Source organism: Occallatibacter savannae (assembly GCF_003131205.1).
GTDB lineage: Bacteria > Acidobacteriota > Terriglobia > Terriglobales > Acidobacteriaceae > Telmatobacter > Telmatobacter savannae.
The window spans coordinates 54,376-71,871 of sequence record NZ_QFFY01000006.1 but is presented as its reverse complement, the minus strand read 5'-3'; the positions used below and the strand labels follow the sequence as shown (position 1 = coordinate 71,871).

The 17,496-nt window shown below is 58.5% G+C and carries 12 protein-coding genes; 6 read left to right on the top strand and 6 right to left on the bottom strand.

Annotation, left to right across the window (positions count from 1 at the left end):
• Positions 1-66: 66 nt before the first annotated feature.
• From DHV10_RS20930 to DHV10_RS20915, 4 genes are all read right to left on the bottom strand, one after another.
• Positions 67-1,773, bottom strand: a complete 1,707-nt coding sequence (locus DHV10_RS20930; protein WP_162601725.1) for an alpha-amylase family protein — start codon at positions 1,771-1,773, stop codon at positions 67-69.
• Positions 1,774-1,823: 50 nt separating this feature from the next.
• Positions 1,824-3,218, bottom strand: a complete 1,395-nt coding sequence (locus DHV10_RS20925; protein ID WP_109488368.1) for a bifunctional enoyl-CoA hydratase/phosphate acetyltransferase — start codon at positions 3,216-3,218, stop codon at positions 1,824-1,826.
• A gap of 233 nt (positions 3,219-3,451) precedes the next feature.
• Positions 3,452-4,222, bottom strand: coding sequence for a response regulator transcription factor (locus DHV10_RS20920; RefSeq protein ID WP_109488367.1), 771 nt, complete (start codon positions 4,220-4,222; stop codon positions 3,452-3,454).
• Entirely contained in the window at positions 4,223-5,767 is a 1,545-nt protein-coding gene (locus DHV10_RS20915; RefSeq protein ID WP_109488366.1) for a sensor histidine kinase, read from the bottom strand. It lies immediately after the preceding gene.
• A 546-nt stretch (positions 5,768-6,313) separates the two neighbouring features.
• Between DHV10_RS20915 and DHV10_RS20910 the strand changes: the two genes are divergently transcribed.
• The 5 genes from DHV10_RS20910 to DHV10_RS20890 all read left to right on the top strand — a co-directional run bounded on the left by DHV10_RS20910 (position 6,314) and on the right by DHV10_RS20890 (position 13,171).
• Positions 6,314-7,522, top strand: coding sequence for an outer membrane beta-barrel protein (locus DHV10_RS20910; protein WP_109488365.1), 1,209 nt, complete (start codon positions 6,314-6,316; stop codon positions 7,520-7,522).
• A gap of 287 nt (positions 7,523-7,809) precedes the next feature.
• The gene (locus DHV10_RS20905; RefSeq protein ID WP_162601724.1) at positions 7,810-9,609 is read left to right on the top strand and encodes an APC family permease; all 1,800 of its coding nucleotides are present in this window, start codon (positions 7,810-7,812) and stop codon (positions 9,607-9,609) included.
• A gap of 143 nt (positions 9,610-9,752) precedes the next feature.
• A complete protein-coding gene (locus DHV10_RS20900; protein ID WP_109488363.1) occupies positions 9,753-10,556 on the top strand; it encodes a PP2C family protein-serine/threonine phosphatase in 804 nt (267 codons plus the stop codon).
• A gap of 107 nt (positions 10,557-10,663) precedes the next feature.
• Positions 10,664-11,638, top strand: coding sequence for a serine/threonine protein kinase (locus DHV10_RS20895; protein ID WP_109488362.1), 975 nt, complete (start codon positions 10,664-10,666; stop codon positions 11,636-11,638).
• Between the two features lie 102 nt (positions 11,639-11,740).
• On the top strand, positions 11,741-13,171 hold the full coding sequence (locus DHV10_RS20890) for a glutamine synthetase family protein (protein WP_109488361.1): 1,431 nt from the start codon (positions 11,741-11,743) through the stop codon (positions 13,169-13,171).
• 183 nt (positions 13,172-13,354) lie between these two features.
• On the opposite strand, the gene DHV10_RS20885 is transcribed toward DHV10_RS20890, so the two are convergent.
• The gene (locus DHV10_RS20885) at positions 13,355-15,415 is read right to left on the bottom strand and encodes a DUF3857 and transglutaminase domain-containing protein (RefSeq protein WP_162601723.1); all 2,061 of its coding nucleotides are present in this window, start codon (positions 15,413-15,415) and stop codon (positions 13,355-13,357) included.
• A 271-nt stretch (positions 15,416-15,686) separates the two neighbouring features.
• Here DHV10_RS20885 and DHV10_RS20880 point away from each other — a divergent pair, with 271 nt between their 5' ends.
• Positions 15,687-16,112: a cupin domain-containing protein gene (locus tag DHV10_RS20880; RefSeq protein WP_109488359.1), complete on the top strand. Its 426-nt coding sequence runs from the start codon at positions 15,687-15,689 to the stop codon at positions 16,110-16,112.
• 6 nt (positions 16,113-16,118) lie between these two features.
• Here DHV10_RS20880 and DHV10_RS20875 read toward each other — a convergent pair whose 3' ends face one another.
• Positions 16,119-17,390: a nickel-dependent putative hexonate epimerase gene (locus DHV10_RS20875; RefSeq protein WP_109488687.1), complete on the bottom strand. Its 1,272-nt coding sequence runs from the start codon at positions 17,388-17,390 to the stop codon at positions 16,119-16,121.
• Between the last annotated feature and the right edge of the window lie 106 nt (positions 17,391-17,496).

Here is a 17,496-nt window from a genome sequence, read left to right as displayed (position 1 = left end):
TGCCTCCTTGGCCTTACATTGTATTAGAACAGTAGTAGTACACACTGTTTGGTTGGCTGCATAAAACTAGCTGCTAAACGGATCCGCACCTTGATCCCCGCTCCACCGGTAGTGCACCTCGCCCTCAGAACTCGCCCAGTGCTCGGGACAGGCACTGTCAAACCAGTCAGCAGGATGCAGCCCGGCTGCCCCTCCAGCCGCGATTCGGAAAGCCTCTGCGATCGCCTTCTTCTGCTCAGGACCCGTCGCCGCCGGATCGGGCGAAACGAACAGCGCCGCACCGCTGCGCTCAATCACATCAAGCCATTGGCGGTTCTGCTCCCACGGGATCGCAGGCGTAATCCCAACGCAATCCGGATCGAGAGCAAAGAACGTGCGGTCTTGCGGCAGTCGGAGCGCAAGCGTATTCACTCCCATCTTCCGCGTTCGCTCCCAGTGCTGCCCGCTCGTGTCGTCCCCCGTGCGCTGCGACTCGAAGATCCCGGCCCCCAGGTGTCCCACGGTGTTGCACCCCAGCAGCAGCACCTTTTCGCCGACCGCATTCCGCAGCGCCAGGTACAGATCGCGAATCACCTCAGCATTCGTTCGGGTCCGATCGTGCAGATGCCACCCCGGAGTCGTCGGGCTCGCCCCCATCTCCGATCCCCACCTTCCCAGCAGGTCGTAGGTCGAGTAGTCATGCTTAACCAGTTCAAAGCCGAAACCGACAACTTCCTTCGCCTTCGCCGTAATCAGATCTAACGCCTCCGGCACCGTGGGATCGTAGGCCAGTTCCGAAGCTCGTTCCTTACGCGACTCAAACCGCAGATCGGGCAACAGCAGATCAGCCCGCGTTTCCGCAGGCGCGATCAGCGGCCGAATCCAGATGCCCGGCCGAACCTTTCGCTCCCGAATGCCGGCCGCCACTGCTCGCATATCCGGGAAACGCGACGCATTTCGCCAGCCGTCGTCGATAACTGTGAAGGGGCGTACGCTCAGTCCCGACGAAAGCTCCGCCATCAGCTCCGCATCGCGCAAAGACTCCGTCGCGGAGTTCTTTCCGTAGGCGTAGTACCAGTCATTCGATCCGAAGATGGGCGTCGAGGGTAGTCGCGGCTTGTCGCACATCATTCGGCAGAAAGCACGGGCCGAATCGAGCGAACTCTCACCGCTCAGCCCGGCGCGCGTCACGATATCGGCTGCGTGTAACAACCGATTGCCCAACTGCACTCCCTCGCCGCCGTTCGCCACATTTAGCCACAGCGAAACGCCTTCCCCATCCACCTGCCAGAAGCAAAGCGCCGCAGCTCCCGTCCTTAGGCCGTATCCATGGCACGCCAAGCCATCCCACGTCAGGAAGTACCAGGGCATCACGCGCTCCGGCACAATGCCACGCCATTCCAGATCTCCGTAGCTCCGCTCCCAGGCGTCTCCGAGACAGCGGATTCCTTGAGGGACATCTGCTTTCCAGCGAAGGTGGACGTGGGTCAGCTGATGGCCAGGACTGGAGACAAGTACCGCCATCTGCCCGCGCGTGATCTCAAGGCCGACTTCGATGCCTGCTGCTTGCCATCCATGGCCCAAAGCTTTCGAGAGCTTGATGGGCGCGGTCGGTCCGTCATACGCGGTTGCGTAATCAGGAATGCGAAGGATATCGATCAGAGCGCTCGCGCGTGCAGCGCCGACAGCAGAGTTTGCCGGCTGAGCATGGAGCGCGCCGGCAGCGCTCGCAGCACCTGCGGCAACGGCTTTACCTAAAAAAGAGCGGCGGGTGAAATCCGATTGGTTCGGCACCAATCCGTTCTAACACGCCGCTGGCGACGAATGTTATGCCCGTGCTCGAATCAGGCTCGATCGGGCGCGGCCTTGGCCAACAACACGCCCAGCGCGCAGCTCGCCATGCGTGCGAGTTCTCCATCTGCCCGGCTGGTCAGCACCACAGGCACCTTCGCGCCCACGACGACGCCCGCTGCCAGTGCGCCTGCCAGGTACTGCAGTTCCTTGAAGAGGATGTTCCCCGCCTCCAGATTCGGAACCATGAGCAGATCCGCGTCACCAGCCACTTCCGACTTGATCTTCTTGATGCGAGCCGCATCGCTCGAAATCGCATTATCGAACGCCAGCGGGCCATCCACCGTTGCTCCTGTAATCTGCCCGCGGTCCACCATTTTGCACAGCGCCGCGGCGTCTAGCGTTGAGGGAATCGCCGGGTTCACCGACTCCACGGCCGAAAGGATTGCAACCTTCGGATCGGGAATGTCGATGACGTGCAGCATATCGATCGCATTCTGCAGAATGTCGATCTTCGTCTCGAAGTCCGGTTGGATGTTCACGGCCGCGTCCGTGACAAACAGCGTCTTGTGATACGACGGCACGTCGAGCGCGAACACGTGGCTGATGCGCCGGCCAATACGCATTCCGCCATCGCGTGAAACCACAGCGCCCATCAGTTCGTCGGTGTGCAGCGAGCCTTTCATCAGCATCTGCACTTCGTTCTTGCGTGCAAGCTCCACTCCACGTAAGGCAGCCATACGGCTCGACTCAATGTTCTCAACGCAGATGCTGCCCAGATCTATTTCCATCTTTTGCGCAAGGGGCCGAATCGTCTTTTCGGGTCCCACAAGCACCGGCGCAATGAGGTTGTCTTTGAACGCCTGGTAGGCGCCGCCCAGCGAAACCTCATCGCACGGCCACACAATCGCCGTTCTTACCGGCGGCTTCTGATTCGCCCGCTCGATCAACCCGAGATAGTGCCGGTATTGGTTGTTCACAATGAGTTCGGGGACAGGCAACGTTGTCCAACGCGTCTTCTCGGTAGGAGCCAGCAGATCGGCAGTCCCGGTAAAGATCGGCGTTCCTGCGCCGTTCTTCGCGTCGCAATCGAAGATGATCTTTTTGGTCGCCTCGTCCTTCGCCACCACCTTCACATTCACCAGAATGCGATCGCCCACGCGAATCCGGTTCTTGAACGACAGCGACACATTGGTCAGCGTGCAGCCCGGTCCCGGCGTATTCATGCTGAACAAGCCTGAGATCAGCGACGCGCACCACATATTCGGACCCGTTGGAGGCAACCCGCCCCCGCGCTGGGTCTGTTCGTCTGAATTAAGCACTGCATGGAACCCGGAGATGGAAGCAAAAGCCATCGCATCATCAGTCGTCAACACATGCTCAGTCGACGCCGCATCGCCAATCGCGATCTCTTCGAACGTCTTGCTCTCGATGAACCCCAGATTCATTCCAATTCCTCCCGCACACGCACAAATGCGCCTAAGCCAATCCTATTGGCTCCGCACAACATGCAAAGTGACTGGAATCACCCAAGTAGCCCCCGGCTGGCCCGGCGAAAGGCGAACTTCCCGAATACCGAAACCCGCGGAGATGACATACCAAAAGAGCTGCGGCGAGACGAACCGGGGCGAGGGATCATACGGCCTCGCCCGCAGCCTGTCGCCGTAAACAGAGGCCCAGCCTACCCCACGTTTTCGGCCGTTTCGCTGCCCTCACTTACCTCAGCAGCCGCTTCTCCGCTTTCCTGCAGCATCTGCGCGTCGGCAAAGCGGTACCCCACATAGACATCCGTCAACAGGTACACAGGCTTCGAGGGATCGTCTTCGATTTTCTTCCGCAGCTGACGGACGAACGTCCGAAGATATTCGACCTCTTCGCGGCAGTCCGCTCCCCACACCGCCGTCAGCAGCTTGGCATACGAGATCACCCTGCCCGCTCGGCTCATCAGGCAGTAGAGGATGTCGAATTCCTTCCGCGTCAGATGAACTGCCTGGCCACGCTTGGTCACGCTTCGCTTCGAAGGAATCAGCTTGATCTCGCCAATCTCAATCGGAGCATCCTCGGCCCGCGCCGGCGCATGCACACGCCGCACTGCCGTCCGAATGCGAGCAATCAGCTCGCGCGTGCTGAAAGGCTTGGTCACATAATCATCTGCACCAAGCTCGAGAGCCTCGACCTTCTCCTCCTCCCCGTCGCGCACGGTGAGCATCAGCACCGGAAGACGCGGAGCAAACGCGCGGATACGCCGCAGCGTCTCGATGCCGCCGATACCGGGCATATTGATGTCGAGCAGAACCACGTCATACGCCCCTGAGTGCAGGAGCTGCAGCGCCTCTTCTCCGCGCGAAGCCTCCGTGAACTGAAAACCCAATTCCAAAAGCGGGGCACGCAGAGCGCGGCGGATCGCTGGCTCATCGTCAACTGCAAGAATGCGAATGGCGGACTGACTCATTTACGACTCCCTCTTTCGTGTCTGGGCCGGGATGGCCGCAAAAAATGTGTTTCCTTCGTCCTGGTCGCTTGTCACCCAGACGTATCCGTTGTGAATCGTGGCCGCGCGCTTGGCAACAGAAAGTCCGATCCCCGTGCCCGCAGCACGATTTGACGTGTTCGCTGATCGATAGTAGCGGTCGAAGATCCGCTCGCGATCGGCCATTGGGATCTCCGGCCCAAAGCTGTGGACCGAGAAGATCACTTCGTTCTTCGATTGCACCGCGCGAATCGTGATCGTTGTGCCGAAGATCGCGTACTTGCACGCATTATCGATGTACTGCGTCAGCAGCATCGTCATCAGTCGGCGATCGCAGCACAGAACTAGCCCTTCATCGGGCACATCGATGGTCAATTTCATCGTCGCCAGGCGCTCGCTCATACCGGCTACGACTTCATCGATCAGCGAAGCCACTCCGATCGGCACGGCATGTACCGTCACCTCATCGGCATCGAGCCGCGCAGTCGTCAGCAGTTTCGTTGTGAGATCGCTCAGCAGGTCGGTCTGCTCGCTGATCAGTGAAACGAGATCCGCTTGCCCCGCCGAGAGCTTGCCCATCTCCGAAAGCCCCGTAGATGCCGCCCGTATCGCCGTCAACGGCGTCTTGTACTCGTGTGCCAACGCGTCCAGTACCGTAGATCGGAGTTGCTCGGTTTGCCGCTCCGTCTCGATGCGGCTTTCGTTCGCGAAGGCCCTATAGCGATCGAACGTCACCGCGATCAGTGATGCGATCGCGTTGTTTGTCAGCGGGCTCGTTTCTCCGCGCAAGACAATCGATCCAATGGGAACATTCCCAAGGCGCAGCACGCGCCGGGCAATTCCCGTCTCCGCATCATCATCGGAGCTTTCGAAGTAATAGACGCTCTGCGCAAGCTCCTGCGGATCGACGTTCCAGTAGCCTGCTTGATAGGTCTCGTGCAGATCGGCATCGAAGATAACGACAGCCTCGAGAGCGAAAATTTCATGCACCAGTTCTGCGAGTTGCAACCCCGGCTCGACGTGAAGATTCATCTGGAGAGTGCGCCGCGTGAACTCGTAGAGATCCTGCATCTGCCCGCCCCATGAGTCCGACGAGCGCGCGTGTTCCGTCACCCGCGCCGACAACCTGCTGATCACCAGTGCGGTCAAGATGAACACAAACAGTTCGATGGGATTAGCCGGGTCTACCGCCGGATTCGTCCTCGCCATGCGCGCAGTGAAGTAGCTCTGCACTGCGACAGCCGATAGCGATACAACCGCAGCCTGCCAGAACCCGCACCACAGCGCGACGGGCACGACGATCAGCAAGTAGAGAAGAACAACAACAGGCAAGAGCCACTGCAGCCAGTGCGCCAGAAATCCGACCAGCACCACCGAGACAACGCCCAGAGCACACTCTGTCGCAAACAGAAGTGCCTGCCTCGCCGAGGCGCGCAGACGCCTTTCAGCAAAGGCAGTTCCGAGTGGGAGGACGTTCCCCGACATTTCTCTCGTTTCCTTTCCGGCGCTTGCGATGCGTTGGCTCATCCTGGCTTTCCGATACACGTCCAGAGTTGCAGCATCTCAAAAAAGTTGAAGTGGAGCTGAGCGGATTGCTCTGAGTGTCTTCTTTCCCCGGCTATCGGCACCCCGGCGGAGCCTGGAAAAGACCCCGCGTGCAGTTGCTGTTGAGTTTCGTGCGCGGGAGACACCTAGATTTTAACAGTTCCTTATTTTGTCCTTATAAACCGCCCGCGCATGCGCAAGGCTCCGACACAGCAAAGAGCCTGAAAACACAGGGCTCCGCGAGCATTAGGAAATCTTTTTCCAATCCTCATCTGGTCTTTATGCATCGTTTGCGTTACTTACGTCAGCCGCAGCCGCGAAAGAGCCAATCACAAAGAAGCAGCGCTGAGGCGCATGACTTCAGGGCTGGGAATTGCCTTTTTGCATTTGTGCCAATTCCGCCGCAGGAAATCGACAACCATCGAGGACTTAACCACGGGCGCTACTTCTTGCCGATCACTTCATCTATGTCACCACTGCAACTCACCTTCAGGAGGCAACGTGTCGATAACTAAGAGGTCGAGTCTTATGAAAGTATCCCTCCTCGCCGCAGCAGTTCTATCTCTCGCTACTGCAGCCATTGCGCAAGCCCCGGCAACGACCGCCCCCGCTGATCAGGCCGCCGCTCCCGCAGCAGCACCTGCTCCGCTCACTACTCCCGCAGTCACCGGCCCTCTCGCCTGGCTTCCCCCCGCGAACTTCGACGCCGGCCCGTTCGGCAAGATCTCCGCCAACGGTATTGTCACCGGCGTCGGCAGATATCAGGACAATCACATCCCCGGGGATGACACAGGACAGGCCTCTTTGAGCAACGGCCAGATTTTCCTCCAAAAGGCCGACGGCAAGGTCCAGTACTTTATCGAAGTTGGCGCCTACACTCTTCCCTCTCTAGGCGCGCCCTTCCTCCCCGCCGATAAGACCGTGAGCGCCACTTACGGCCCGGTTCCGGTCGCATTCCTCAAGCTGCCTGTTGGAAAGACCACGCAATTCCTGATCGGTTCTCTGCCCACGCTGATCGGAGCTGAGTACACCTTCACCTTCGAAAATATGAACGTTGAGCGCGGACTGCTTTGGAACCAGGAGAACGCCATCAATCGCGGCATCCAAGTCAATCAGACCTTGGGCAAGTACCTCACTGCTTCATTCAGCTGGAACGACGGCTTCTATTCCAATCGCTACTCGTGGCTGAGCGGATCGCTGACCTACGTCAAGGGACCGCACACCCTCGCCTTCGTCGCCGGCGGCAATGCTGGCAAGACGGCGTACCAGACCTTCGCCACTCCGGTACAGAACAACAGCTCGATCTACAACCTGATCTACACCTACAGCAAGGGCGCCTGGATCATCCAGCCCTACTATCAGTACAGCAACGTTCCGACCAATCCTTCTGTCGGCGTCTTTACGGGTGCCAATACGAATGGCGGAGCTTTGCTCGTCAGCCACGCCTTCAAGCACGGTCTCTCGCTCCCCGGTCGTGTTGAGTACATCACCAGCTCAGGCCGCTCCTCTGATGAGGGCGCCATCAACCTCCTCTACGGACCAGGCAGCAACGCCACCAGCGTAACGCTTACGCCGACCTTCCAGAAGGGCGGCATGTATGTGCGCGGCGACCTGTCTTGGACCCATACGGGCAGCTATGTCCCAGGGGATGCCTTCGGCAAGAACGGAACCAACGCAAACCAGGCCCGCGCCGTTGCTGAAATCGGCTTCATCTTCGGCAACAACATCGAGAAGTAGTTCCTCCTCCCTACCAAGGTAGGTACTTCAATGCGTTTCCTGCGGCAGCCGTTGAGCTGTCGCAGGAATGCGCTGAGGTTCGCCTCGAGCGGTCACGATCAACGAGGCGATCTTCATTCCATCTTCATCGCCTCCCTGGTTTCTTCATTCCATCTTCATAGGCAGCTTCATAGCATTCCTCTAAACCAGAACAGACCCCCCCGGACAGGAATGGGGCGAGCCGCGTATATCCCGCAATGCAAGCCGCGGGTGCAGACATAAGCATTTCAAATTCCAGGAGAATCACAATGGCAGAACAGAAAGCACCTCAGATGCAGGCCACACTCGGACTCACCGGGTTGACCAGCAACGCAATGGCGCTGATTGCTCCGGGCGCCTTCCTATGGCTCACCTTCTTCATCCAGGCAACGGCCGGTGTTGCAGGCCAGCCCTCAACCGCACCCGCCATGTGGATGGGCATCTTCGCTGCCCTCCTGCTCTGCCTCGCCACCGCAGTATCCTACGCTGAAATTTCGAAACTTTACCCGGGTACCGGCTCCAGCTACTACTACGCAGAGCAGGCATTGCTTTCCAAAGACAAGGCGTTCAAGTATGCCCGCGTCGCGAAGTTCATCGTCGGCTGGGGCTCGCACCTCTACTACTGGGTCTACCCGGGGGTGATGGTCGCAACCACCGGCATCTTTGTCGGCTATGTCGTCGGGTTCTTCTATCCGACTTTCATCAGCGGTTCCAATCCTGGCCCTGTCTTCATGGGCCTTGTTGCCATTGTGTTCTCCTTCTTCGTCGCCTGGATCGCCCAGAAGGGCGCCGGCGCCTCCACTGCCGTCAACTTGGCCATCAACATCGTGCAGATCTCCGCGTTGCTGGTCTTCAGCGTTCTCGCTCTGGGATACCGCTCCAACCACCCCGCAGGTTCGCCGGCCTTCAACTATGACGGACAATCCCTCGCCACCTACACCTACCAGTTCGCGACCAATCCCAAGGACGGCTCCATCATTCGCGACGCGAACGGCATACCTCAGCCGCTCGTAGACAAGTCGGGCAAAGCAGTTCCCTTCACGATCGACTACCCCGCCACTGACAGCAACGGCGCCATCCTCACGCACCCCAACGCGGCGTCTGTCGTAGGCGTACACAAGTTCAGCTGGGTATTCATCCAGGCCACCGTCGCAATTCTGATCTTGGTCGGATTCGAATCTGTCACGGCCATGGGTGGCGAAGCAAAGAATCCAACCAAACACATCCCTATCGCTGTAATCGCCTCGCTGCTCATCCAGGGCCTGGTCTGTTATCTGATCGAGTATTTTGCGGCAAACTACTTCCTCAACTCCGGTTACACCATGGCAAGTGCCGCCGGTTCCGCCGCTCCCGTCGGCGACATGATGATCATCGTCGGCGATGCGCTGCTCGGCCAGGGCCACGGCAAGTACTTCATGCTCGCCGAAGCCTTCACGGTGTTCCTCGCGCTCATCGGAACCACGCTGAGCTGCATGAATACCGGCGCCCGCGTGACATACGCCATGGGCAAGGACGACGAAGCACCTGAGCACTTCGGCATGCTCCACGCTGAGTCGCTCACCCCGCGCCGCGCCATCTGGAGCCTCGCGGTCATCTCCGCCGTGCTCGGCTGCGTAGCGGTCTCCTTCGTATTCGCAGATGCCAGCGCTCCAACCGACGCAACCATTGCAGCACTGCCGCATGGCATCTTCTCGAGCTTCGGCTACACGACACACGACAAGTTGGCGGCCATGCCGAACTCCCTGCTCACCATCACGCTTACCTCCAACTTCGGCACCTTCATCCTCTACGCACTCAGCTGCTTCCTCTGCATGGTCGCGTTCCACAAGCGCCCCGATCACAGCTTCGTGCGCCACACGCTGATCCCTGGGTTCGGGCTCATCGCAAACCTGATCTGCATGGCCTTCTACGTGATCGGCCCCTTCTTCAACCTGGGCACCAAGATGGAACCGCTGACTGCGCTGGGAATCTCAGCAGTCTGGGGCCTTTACGGAGCGGTCTACTTCCTCAAGAGCTCAAAGTCTAAAGGAAAGGCTGTTCTGCTGGAGAGCAAGAGCACATTGGCTTAGAAAGCACTCGTCTAAGCCGGGCGAAACACAACACTGGGTGGAACTGCTCCGCGGCGAATCAGCCGCGAAATCGGAACCACCCAGTGCCTTTGTAGTAGAAACATCTGTAGATTCGATCCCCCGACTTCTGAGGCCACTGGTCCATGTTGGACGTCGTATTTGGTCAAGCGAGCGATCCCGGCAAAATCCGATCTAATAATGAAGATTCGCTCGGCTCGTTTGTCCCCAGTTCCCGGCACCAGGCCCGTTCCCACGGATACCTCTTCGCTGTAGCCGATGGTGTAGGCGGCCTCGATCTCGGCGAAGTCGCTTCATCCACCGCAGTCTCAGTGCTCACCAAAGAGTTTGAAAAGTCGCAGGGTGGCGCGATGCTCATCAGCCTTCTGCCTCGATTAGTGCAGCACGCCAACTCCGCAGTTCACGATCGCACTCTAGCTCCGGAATTCCGCGGCAAGAAGATGGCCACGACGGTCGTTGCATGCGCTCTGCGGCACGATCAGGCAGTCGTCTCACACGTCGGAGACTCGCGATGCTACCTCGTCCGACACGGACGCGCAAAGCTCATCACCCACGACCACACCTGGGTAAACGAGCAGCGTAAGATGGGACTCATCACTGAATCCGAAGTCTCTCAGTCAGAATCGCGGCACGTACTCATCCGTTCGCTGGGCCCGGAGATGTTTGTCTCTCCCGATACGACCGCGCTAACCATTCAGCCCGGCGATGTGCTCGTCCTCTGCTCTGACGGCGTGCACGACGAATTGCCTGAGTCCACCATGGCCTCTATCGTCTCGCAGAATAAGCCAATCGATGAAGTGGCAAGCGAACTGGTCGCGCGCGCTGTCGACAACGACGGAAACGACAACACGACGGCCATGGTAATCAAAGTCCGCTCGGTCGAGCAGGTAGGCATGTACCGCGGCCGCCCTTACCGTCTTCCTTCCTAGCAGGAAATCTCCGACAAAAGCCTTACAAATCCCTTAGGGTTGCGCCTGTATTCCTCGATAGAGTAAAAGAAACCTCGCATAAAACTGTTCGGAGTACTTCCCGCCTAATGGGCTTTCTCGACACCATCGAATCCGGCTCGCAAATCGACTCCTACCGTATCGAGGAACCAGTCGCTCGCAGCGGCATGGCTTCTATCTTCCGCGCCACCGACGTGCGCGATAACCGCATCGTCGCACTCAAAATACCCCACCCCGACATGGAAGCCGATCCCATCCTCTTCGACCGGTTTCAGCGCGAAGCCGCAATCGGCGAAAAACTGAACCACCCGATGGTCATGCGCGTCTTCGGCGGCGAAAAGCGGTCGCGCGTTTACATGGTGATGGAGTGGTGCGAAGGCCGCCTGCTCCGCGAGATTCTCTCACATGGCCGCATCGGCCACGATCGGGCTCTCCACATCTCCGTCAAGGTGCTGGACGCGCTCGAGTACATTCACGAGCAGGGCGTAGTTCACCGCGATCTGAAGCCTGAAAACATCATGATCGACGAGAACGATAACGTGAAGCTCATCGACTTCGGCATCGCCGGAGACGGCGCCGCACGCCGCCTCACCTACGCCAACTTCACCGCGACCCTCGGCACGGCCGACTACATCTCTCCCGAGCAGGTGAAAGGCAAGCGAGGCGACGGACGCTCCGACATCTACGCGATGGGCGTCATCCTGTACGAAATGCTTACTGGACGCCTTCCCTTCTCCGGCAACTCGCCCATGGAAGTGATGAACGATCGCCTGCTGAACTACCCCGTTCCGCCCTCCCTTGTAGAGCCCCGGATCTCGCCACAGATGCAGGAAGTTCTCTACCGTGCCCTGGAGCGCGATCCGCAAAATCGCTACGCACACGCGCGCGAATTTGCACATGACTTGCAGCATCTTGATGAGGTGGGTGTGGAAGACCGGCTTGAAACTCGGGAGTGGAACAAAAGAAAATCACACACATCGCGTCAGGTGGCTTATTATGCAGCACTTGCGCTCATTCCTGTTGTTATCCTGTTGCTGATGGTCTTGGTCTCACGCCATCGTTGACCGACCCCCTCGCCGGCCAAATCTTCACGGGTTCCTTATGTCGAGAACCCTAGACTTGATGCTGAATGCCTCACAACCATTTTCCTGTCCGGAAGGAGAACCATGTCGACTGAGTACCGCAATTTTCTCGCGCTCCCCTATGAAGAGCTTGAGGAACTGAATCTGCAGGCCAAGGCTGACCGGCTCAACCGTGTAGCCATTGATGAAATCCGCGACAAGCGGTTGAAGTATTTGAAGGACGAGAAGCGGATCAAAGCCATCACGGTACTCTTCACCGACCTCGAAGGCCGTCTGCACCTGCTCGATTACGATAAGAAGTTCCTCCTGGGCTCCTACGAGAATCTAACCTTCGACGGCTCCTCCATTCGCGGCTTTACGGCCCAGAAGGAGAGCGACCTCCGCCTCGGCATCGACTGGAGCGCCTTCTACTGGGTGCCTTCCGACGTCTTTGGCAACGGCAAGTGCCTCGTCTTCGGCACCGTCATCGATAAGGACGGTACGCCCTACTCCGGCGACCTCCGCGGCGTCCTGAAGACCTATGCTGACAAGCTCTACAAGGAAAAGGGCTACACGCTCAACGCCGCCAACGAAATCGAAGGCTTCCTGTTCGCTGGCAAGGACGCCGAGCGCAAATACCACGAGACGGGCAAGTTCGAGTTCATCAACACCGGCGGTTACTACCACTCACTGCCGCTCGACCCTCTGCGTCAGTTCATCGACACCGCCGCTGAAGTGCAGCGCGCGATGGGCTTCCAGAATGAGAAGGATCACCCCGAAGTAGCGCCCAGCCAGTTCGAAATCAACTACGGCTACGGCGAAGTTGTTGCGGCCGCTGACCAGATCCAGCTCTACAAGCTGCTCTGCCGCCAGATCGCCAATAATCACGGCTATACGGCCAGCTTCCTTCCCAAGCCCGTTGTCGGCGTCAACGGCAGCGGCATGCACACCAACGTCTCCATCTCGAAGGACAAGACCAACCTCTTCTGGGATGAAAAGGGACAGGAAAAGCTCTCGAGCTTCGGCTGGGAATTCATCGATCGCATTCTCACCCATGCGCTCGACATCTGCCTCATCTTGAACTCGAGCGTCAACGCATACCGCCGTCTCGATCCGCACTTCGAAGCGCCGAACCAGATCAAGGCCTCGGCTACCGATCGCGGCTCCATGGTCCGTGTGCCCATCGGCAACTCGCGATCAATGCGTGTGGAAGTTCGCTCGGTCGGCCCGGATGCTAACCCCTACCTCGCCCTCTACTCCATCTTCAAAACGGGGATTGACGGCACCACGGCGAAGATCGACAACCTCCGCCAGGCTGAACGCTACCTGCCCGACCACATTCAGGCCGCGATCGACGACTTCAAGTCGTCAAAGTGGATCGGCGAGATTCTCGGCTCCGATGTGCAGGGCCGTTTCGCCGACCTGAAACAGGCCGCCGCAAACCGCTGCGCTCGCGAGCTTGGTACCTTCGTCAAGGCTCCTGAAGTGCAGTTCCACCACGAGGTCTACAACCAGTCCCTCTGGAACCTCTTCTAAACCTAACTCAATCCGGACTGGCAAACACAGGCGGCGCGATCATCTCGATCGCGCCGCTTTCATTCGCATGATGGTAGGGGAATATCGCCTTGAAAGACTTCTGGTGCCGCAGGTCTCTTGTCTCTGGAGACTTGGGATACGTAAATGCCAGACCCGCTGTTGTCTCTCTTCCATGGTGAAGAGCTAGAGCCCGCTCGGCGATCCCGGCCCCGTCAGCACCAATTCCTGCTGATCCGCTGCCACAACCTTCTGGTAAAAATCTCTCGCCTGCTCGTAGTCCTTAGCATCCAGCAACGTGAACCCCCGTGCCAGCACTCGCGCCGGCGTTACCGAATCCCCGGCCACTTTTGTGCGAAGTTGATACGCTGCATTCTCTTCCCAGCGGAGGTTTGCGTCCTGCGCATTCTGCTTCAGCGTGAACCCGGGCGGCAGCACGTAAGTGATCTGCTCCTGCTCCTGCGCGGGATAGCGCATGTCGATGGGAAGCTCCCGAACTTTGTCTGGCGGAAACGGATTCTTCTCCTGCGCCTCAAACAGCAGCCGCGGCACGGCGAGATGCCCATCGCCGCTCTTTGCAAGCGAACCGGAGACATTGATGATCGCCAGCAACTGCTTCTCCGGATCGTCCAGATAGGCAACATGATCGACCTTGGCCTGAACACTGGCGGGCACTTGCGCCGCGATCATCTTGTCCAGCTCCTGCTTCACTGCCTCAGGTCCTGACTTCATGCCGAGCTGCCGCAGCTCAATCGCGTGCTGACCAATAAAAGCAATCTTCAAGGTTCCCGACACTCCCCCCTGCGGCGACAGGTTCAGCGACCCCACATGAAGAGTGCTGTTGTCTGTATTCCTCTGCAACGGCGTGATAAACGTCTCGACCTTATTACCCGCGTCGAGTCTGACCCCGCCGGCTCCCGCATGTGCCCAGTGCAGCATTCCAAACGGAGCCATCTTGGTTCCCGGATCGACAAGAATCTCCTTGCCGTCGATATTCAGCGCTACCAACGCCGTATCGAGCTGAATGTTGTCCATGTACTGCGCGGAGAACGCCCGCACGCTGCGGCTTGCGATCCGCACAGGATGCGCCTGAATTCCCGCCGCGCGCACCAGCGCGAGATAGAGGTACGTAATCTCATTGCTGGAGCCCTTCTTGTTCAAAAGAATCGTCTCTACTTTCCCGCGTGGGATGAACTCGCTCCCGGAGAGCGGCGCCCCGTCAGGACTCCCATCCAGGTTGTCAATCTTCTGCACCAGCGCATATAGCTTCTTCGCCTTATCCGCCGCCGAATCCGAACCGCTCACCGCTTCCTTCACGGCATTCTTCAATGCCGGCGTTGGCTCGACGTAGCTGTTCAGCGCTCTATTCCAATACGACATCTGCTTCTGCCAGTAATCCTTCACATCGGGCGTATAGGTGTAGAAGAAGTCCACGCCGTAGCTCGACGTGTTCGCGGGGGGAGCCCACGGCTCTGCCGGCAGCGCAGGCACCTCCGATAGATCGACAATGTAGTTCCCCAGCGCGTCGCGCGTAACGCTCTTCCCGGCGGGCAAGTTCGGCCGAAGCTCAATATCCGTGAGCGGATTGTCGTGTGGGTCCTTCAGAGCATTGGACGCGACGCCTGTACCGGTCTGTGTTGTGGGCACGAACTGCCGGGAAGGTTTGAAGATGAAGTGTTCTTTGTGGATGAAGTAGGGCTCCTGAAGTCGCCAGTTCGGCGCAGCGAGGTAACGGTCGTAGCGGATCTGGTACCTATACTCGATCACGCTGCCCACCTCTACGCTGGGCATCGTGAAATATGTTTCAGTGCCGCGCTGTCCCTTTGTCGCTTTCAGCAGTTCGGCCGGTCTGCCGGCAAGCGGCACAGCCGTCCCGTCAGGATGCACGACACGTCCTTCAAGAGCGCCAATCTCCACTTTCCCCTGATAGGAATCCGTATCCCACGGCGCATCCTCTCCCACCCGCGCGATGCTTGGCATGCTCCAATGCGCGGAATTAGATGGAGCGATCGTCCCCTCCGTTGATTCATTGCCTAAGCCACCCTTCATGTGGCCCCAGTTATTTCCTTGTGCATTGAATACAAAAGTCTTCGGGAAATCAATATGCACCACCGCGGCAGCCTTGCCCTCTTCCGTCAAAACCTTGATGCGCGCGTAGACCGTACGAAACGCATGCGGATCGTCTGAGGTTTCTTCGCGGTACAGATATACCGCTGCTGCCCCCGGCGCAGCCGGATCGGCCGTCATGCTCAATTCTTCTTTTGGGATTGGTTGAAACTGGGCTTTCGATGCGAGAGGTGCAACGGCAACAACACACAACATACTAAAGCTCATCAATAAATGAGAACGCATTGCAAGAATCTCCACGGTATCTGTCTTCAATGACGGATATGCTGGCGATAAAGTTCTACGGCCGTTCGATACTGGATTCTATTCGCTTGTCCAAGGCAAAACGTGGGTTCTCCATCACACTTCTGGGGTACCCTGAACGCAGTCTCTCGAGGAGTGCAGAATAAACATGGCAACCGAGACCTCCCCCGCCACCTGCCGCTTGGTCCGCGCCGGACAAAATTTCATCGGCAAGCAAGGCCTCACCTACACTCCAGCCATCTCTGCGGAGTCCGTCGGCGCCCGCGCGCTGCATATGCAGCTTGTCACAATCCCGCCGGGCGGCCGGGCCAAGGCCCACAAGCACGCCTCGCACGAGACTGCCATCTACGCCCTTTGCGGAACCTCGTGCATGTGGTACGGCGAGAACCTGGAGCAGCACATGCAGATCAATCCGGGTGACTTTCTCTATATACCGGCTGACATGCCGCACCAGCCCTACAACCCCAGCTCGAGCGAATCTTGCGTTGCCCTCATCGCCCGTACAGATCCCAACGAACAGGAAAGCGTAGTTCTGCTGCCGGCGCTCGACGAGAAGCACGGGCCTGCTCTCTAGCGAGTGCTACTGGAGCCGCGACTTGTGCGCCCAGAGCCCCAGACCGGGGTTGGCGATGAAAAAGATCTCTTCTCCCCGGACGGTGTTCCAGCCATGCGAAAGCGTGTGCGGGTTGTAGAGTTCCATCATTTCGTCGAGATCGGCGTAGGCGAATCCCACTCGTTGAATCTCCTCGCGCGTCAATTCCCCGGGACACCATGTGATTTTGAAGCGGCCTTCTGACGAGCCATGAATCAGGTGGGCCGCTGCTCCGAGTTCCGCAGCGAGGTCTTCGTTCTGCTCGACTGCTTTGAGGGTCGCCGATGTGCCGTGATAACCGTATTTGCGGATCAGCGAGTCGATCGTCTTGTCTTCGCCAAATTCACGCACTGCCGGAGCGAGCACGATCAGTTCCGCATCATCGCCTAGAGCCATGCGGGTGCGGTAAACGGCCTTGTTGCCGAGCCACGTGGAGTGAAACTCACGCGGATCAAGGAACACAACAGCCTTGCGGATCGGCCGATCGACCATCTCGAAATTGACCTTAACGCTGAGTTCAGCAGCGCGGTGAAAGCACTCTATATCGTCTCCCACGAAGAGCCCTCGGACAGCCAGTTGGCCGTTTTCGTCGCGACCGACAACGGTGTGCACATAGACGAGGGGGATATCACGAAGAAATTTGTCAGATGCGTAGTTGAGCACCGCACGCACCGGATTGTCGGCGCGCCCCATGATGCGCTCCATACCGTAAACCGCCCCGAGATAGTGGCTGCGGTTGATGCCCATGCGGCCGCCCGTTCCGACAAGAATATTCTTGTTGTAGTTGGCCATGCCGATCACTTCGTGAGGAACAACTTGGCCAATCGATAAAATTAGGTCGAACTCGCCGCTGCAGATCTGCCGGTTCACCTGAGCAGGCCATGCGAAATCGACCTTGCCTTCCGACACTTCACGGATGAACTCAGCCGGAACCTCGCCCAGAGTCTCGACGTCCGTGCGCCAGTTGTGCACCTTGAACAACTCACGAGGAACGCCCGGAAACATATGGTCCATCTGTTTCGGCGTCATCGCTGTATGCGTCCCAAGCGCAGGCAGAATCGCCTTGAGCTGGTCACCGAGAATCTGGTGGGCGGCGCACGTCAGAGAGCCGGCCTGCGAGTGCAGCCGGGTGATGTCTGGCGGCACTGCCAGAACGCGGTTACGAGGGTCTATCTGTTCGAGCGCATCGCGCAGGAGACCAGAGAGCTCCTGTGTAGTCAGCTCCTTGTCCACTCCGCCGATCGCGCAATATAAAGCCATGCTGATCACTCTAAACCGTTCAGTGGCAGGGAATGACGTGGGCAGACAATTTCTTGGGAAGGCTATCTGATCTGAAAAGAACTCTTGTCGACCTCCTTGTCTTTTC

Bases quoted from the DNA above. Each gene is read 5' to 3' on its own strand.
- DHV10_RS20925 (WP_109488368.1), bottom strand. From the start codon at position 3,218: ATGAATCTGGGGTTCATCGAGAGCAAGACGTTCGAAGAGATCGCGATT.
- DHV10_RS20920 (WP_109488367.1), bottom strand. From the start codon at position 4,222: ATGAGTCAGTCCGCCATTCGCATTCTTGCAGTTGACGATGAGCCAGCG.
- DHV10_RS20915 (WP_109488366.1), bottom strand. From the start codon at position 5,767: ATGAGCCAACGCATCGCAAGCGCCGGAAAGGAAACGAGAGAAATGTCG.
- DHV10_RS20910 (WP_109488365.1), top strand. From the start codon at position 6,314: ATGAAAGTATCCCTCCTCGCCGCAGCAGTTCTATCTCTCGCTACTGCA.
- DHV10_RS20905 (WP_162601724.1), top strand. From the start codon at position 7,810: ATGGCAGAACAGAAAGCACCTCAGATGCAGGCCACACTCGGACTCACC.
- DHV10_RS20900 (WP_109488363.1), top strand. From the start codon at position 9,753: ATGTTGGACGTCGTATTTGGTCAAGCGAGCGATCCCGGCAAAATCCGA.
- DHV10_RS20895 (WP_109488362.1), top strand. From the start codon at position 10,664: ATGGGCTTTCTCGACACCATCGAATCCGGCTCGCAAATCGACTCCTAC.
- DHV10_RS20890 (WP_109488361.1), top strand. From the start codon at position 11,741: ATGTCGACTGAGTACCGCAATTTTCTCGCGCTCCCCTATGAAGAGCTT.
- DHV10_RS20885 (WP_162601723.1), bottom strand. From the start codon at position 15,415: ATGACGGCCGATCCGGCTGCGCCGGGGGCAGCAGCGGTATATCTGTAC.
- DHV10_RS20880 (WP_109488359.1), top strand. From the start codon at position 15,687: ATGGCAACCGAGACCTCCCCCGCCACCTGCCGCTTGGTCCGCGCCGGA.
- DHV10_RS20875 (WP_109488687.1), bottom strand. From the start codon at position 17,390: ATGGCTTTATATTGCGCGATCGGCGGAGTGGACAAGGAGCTGACTACA.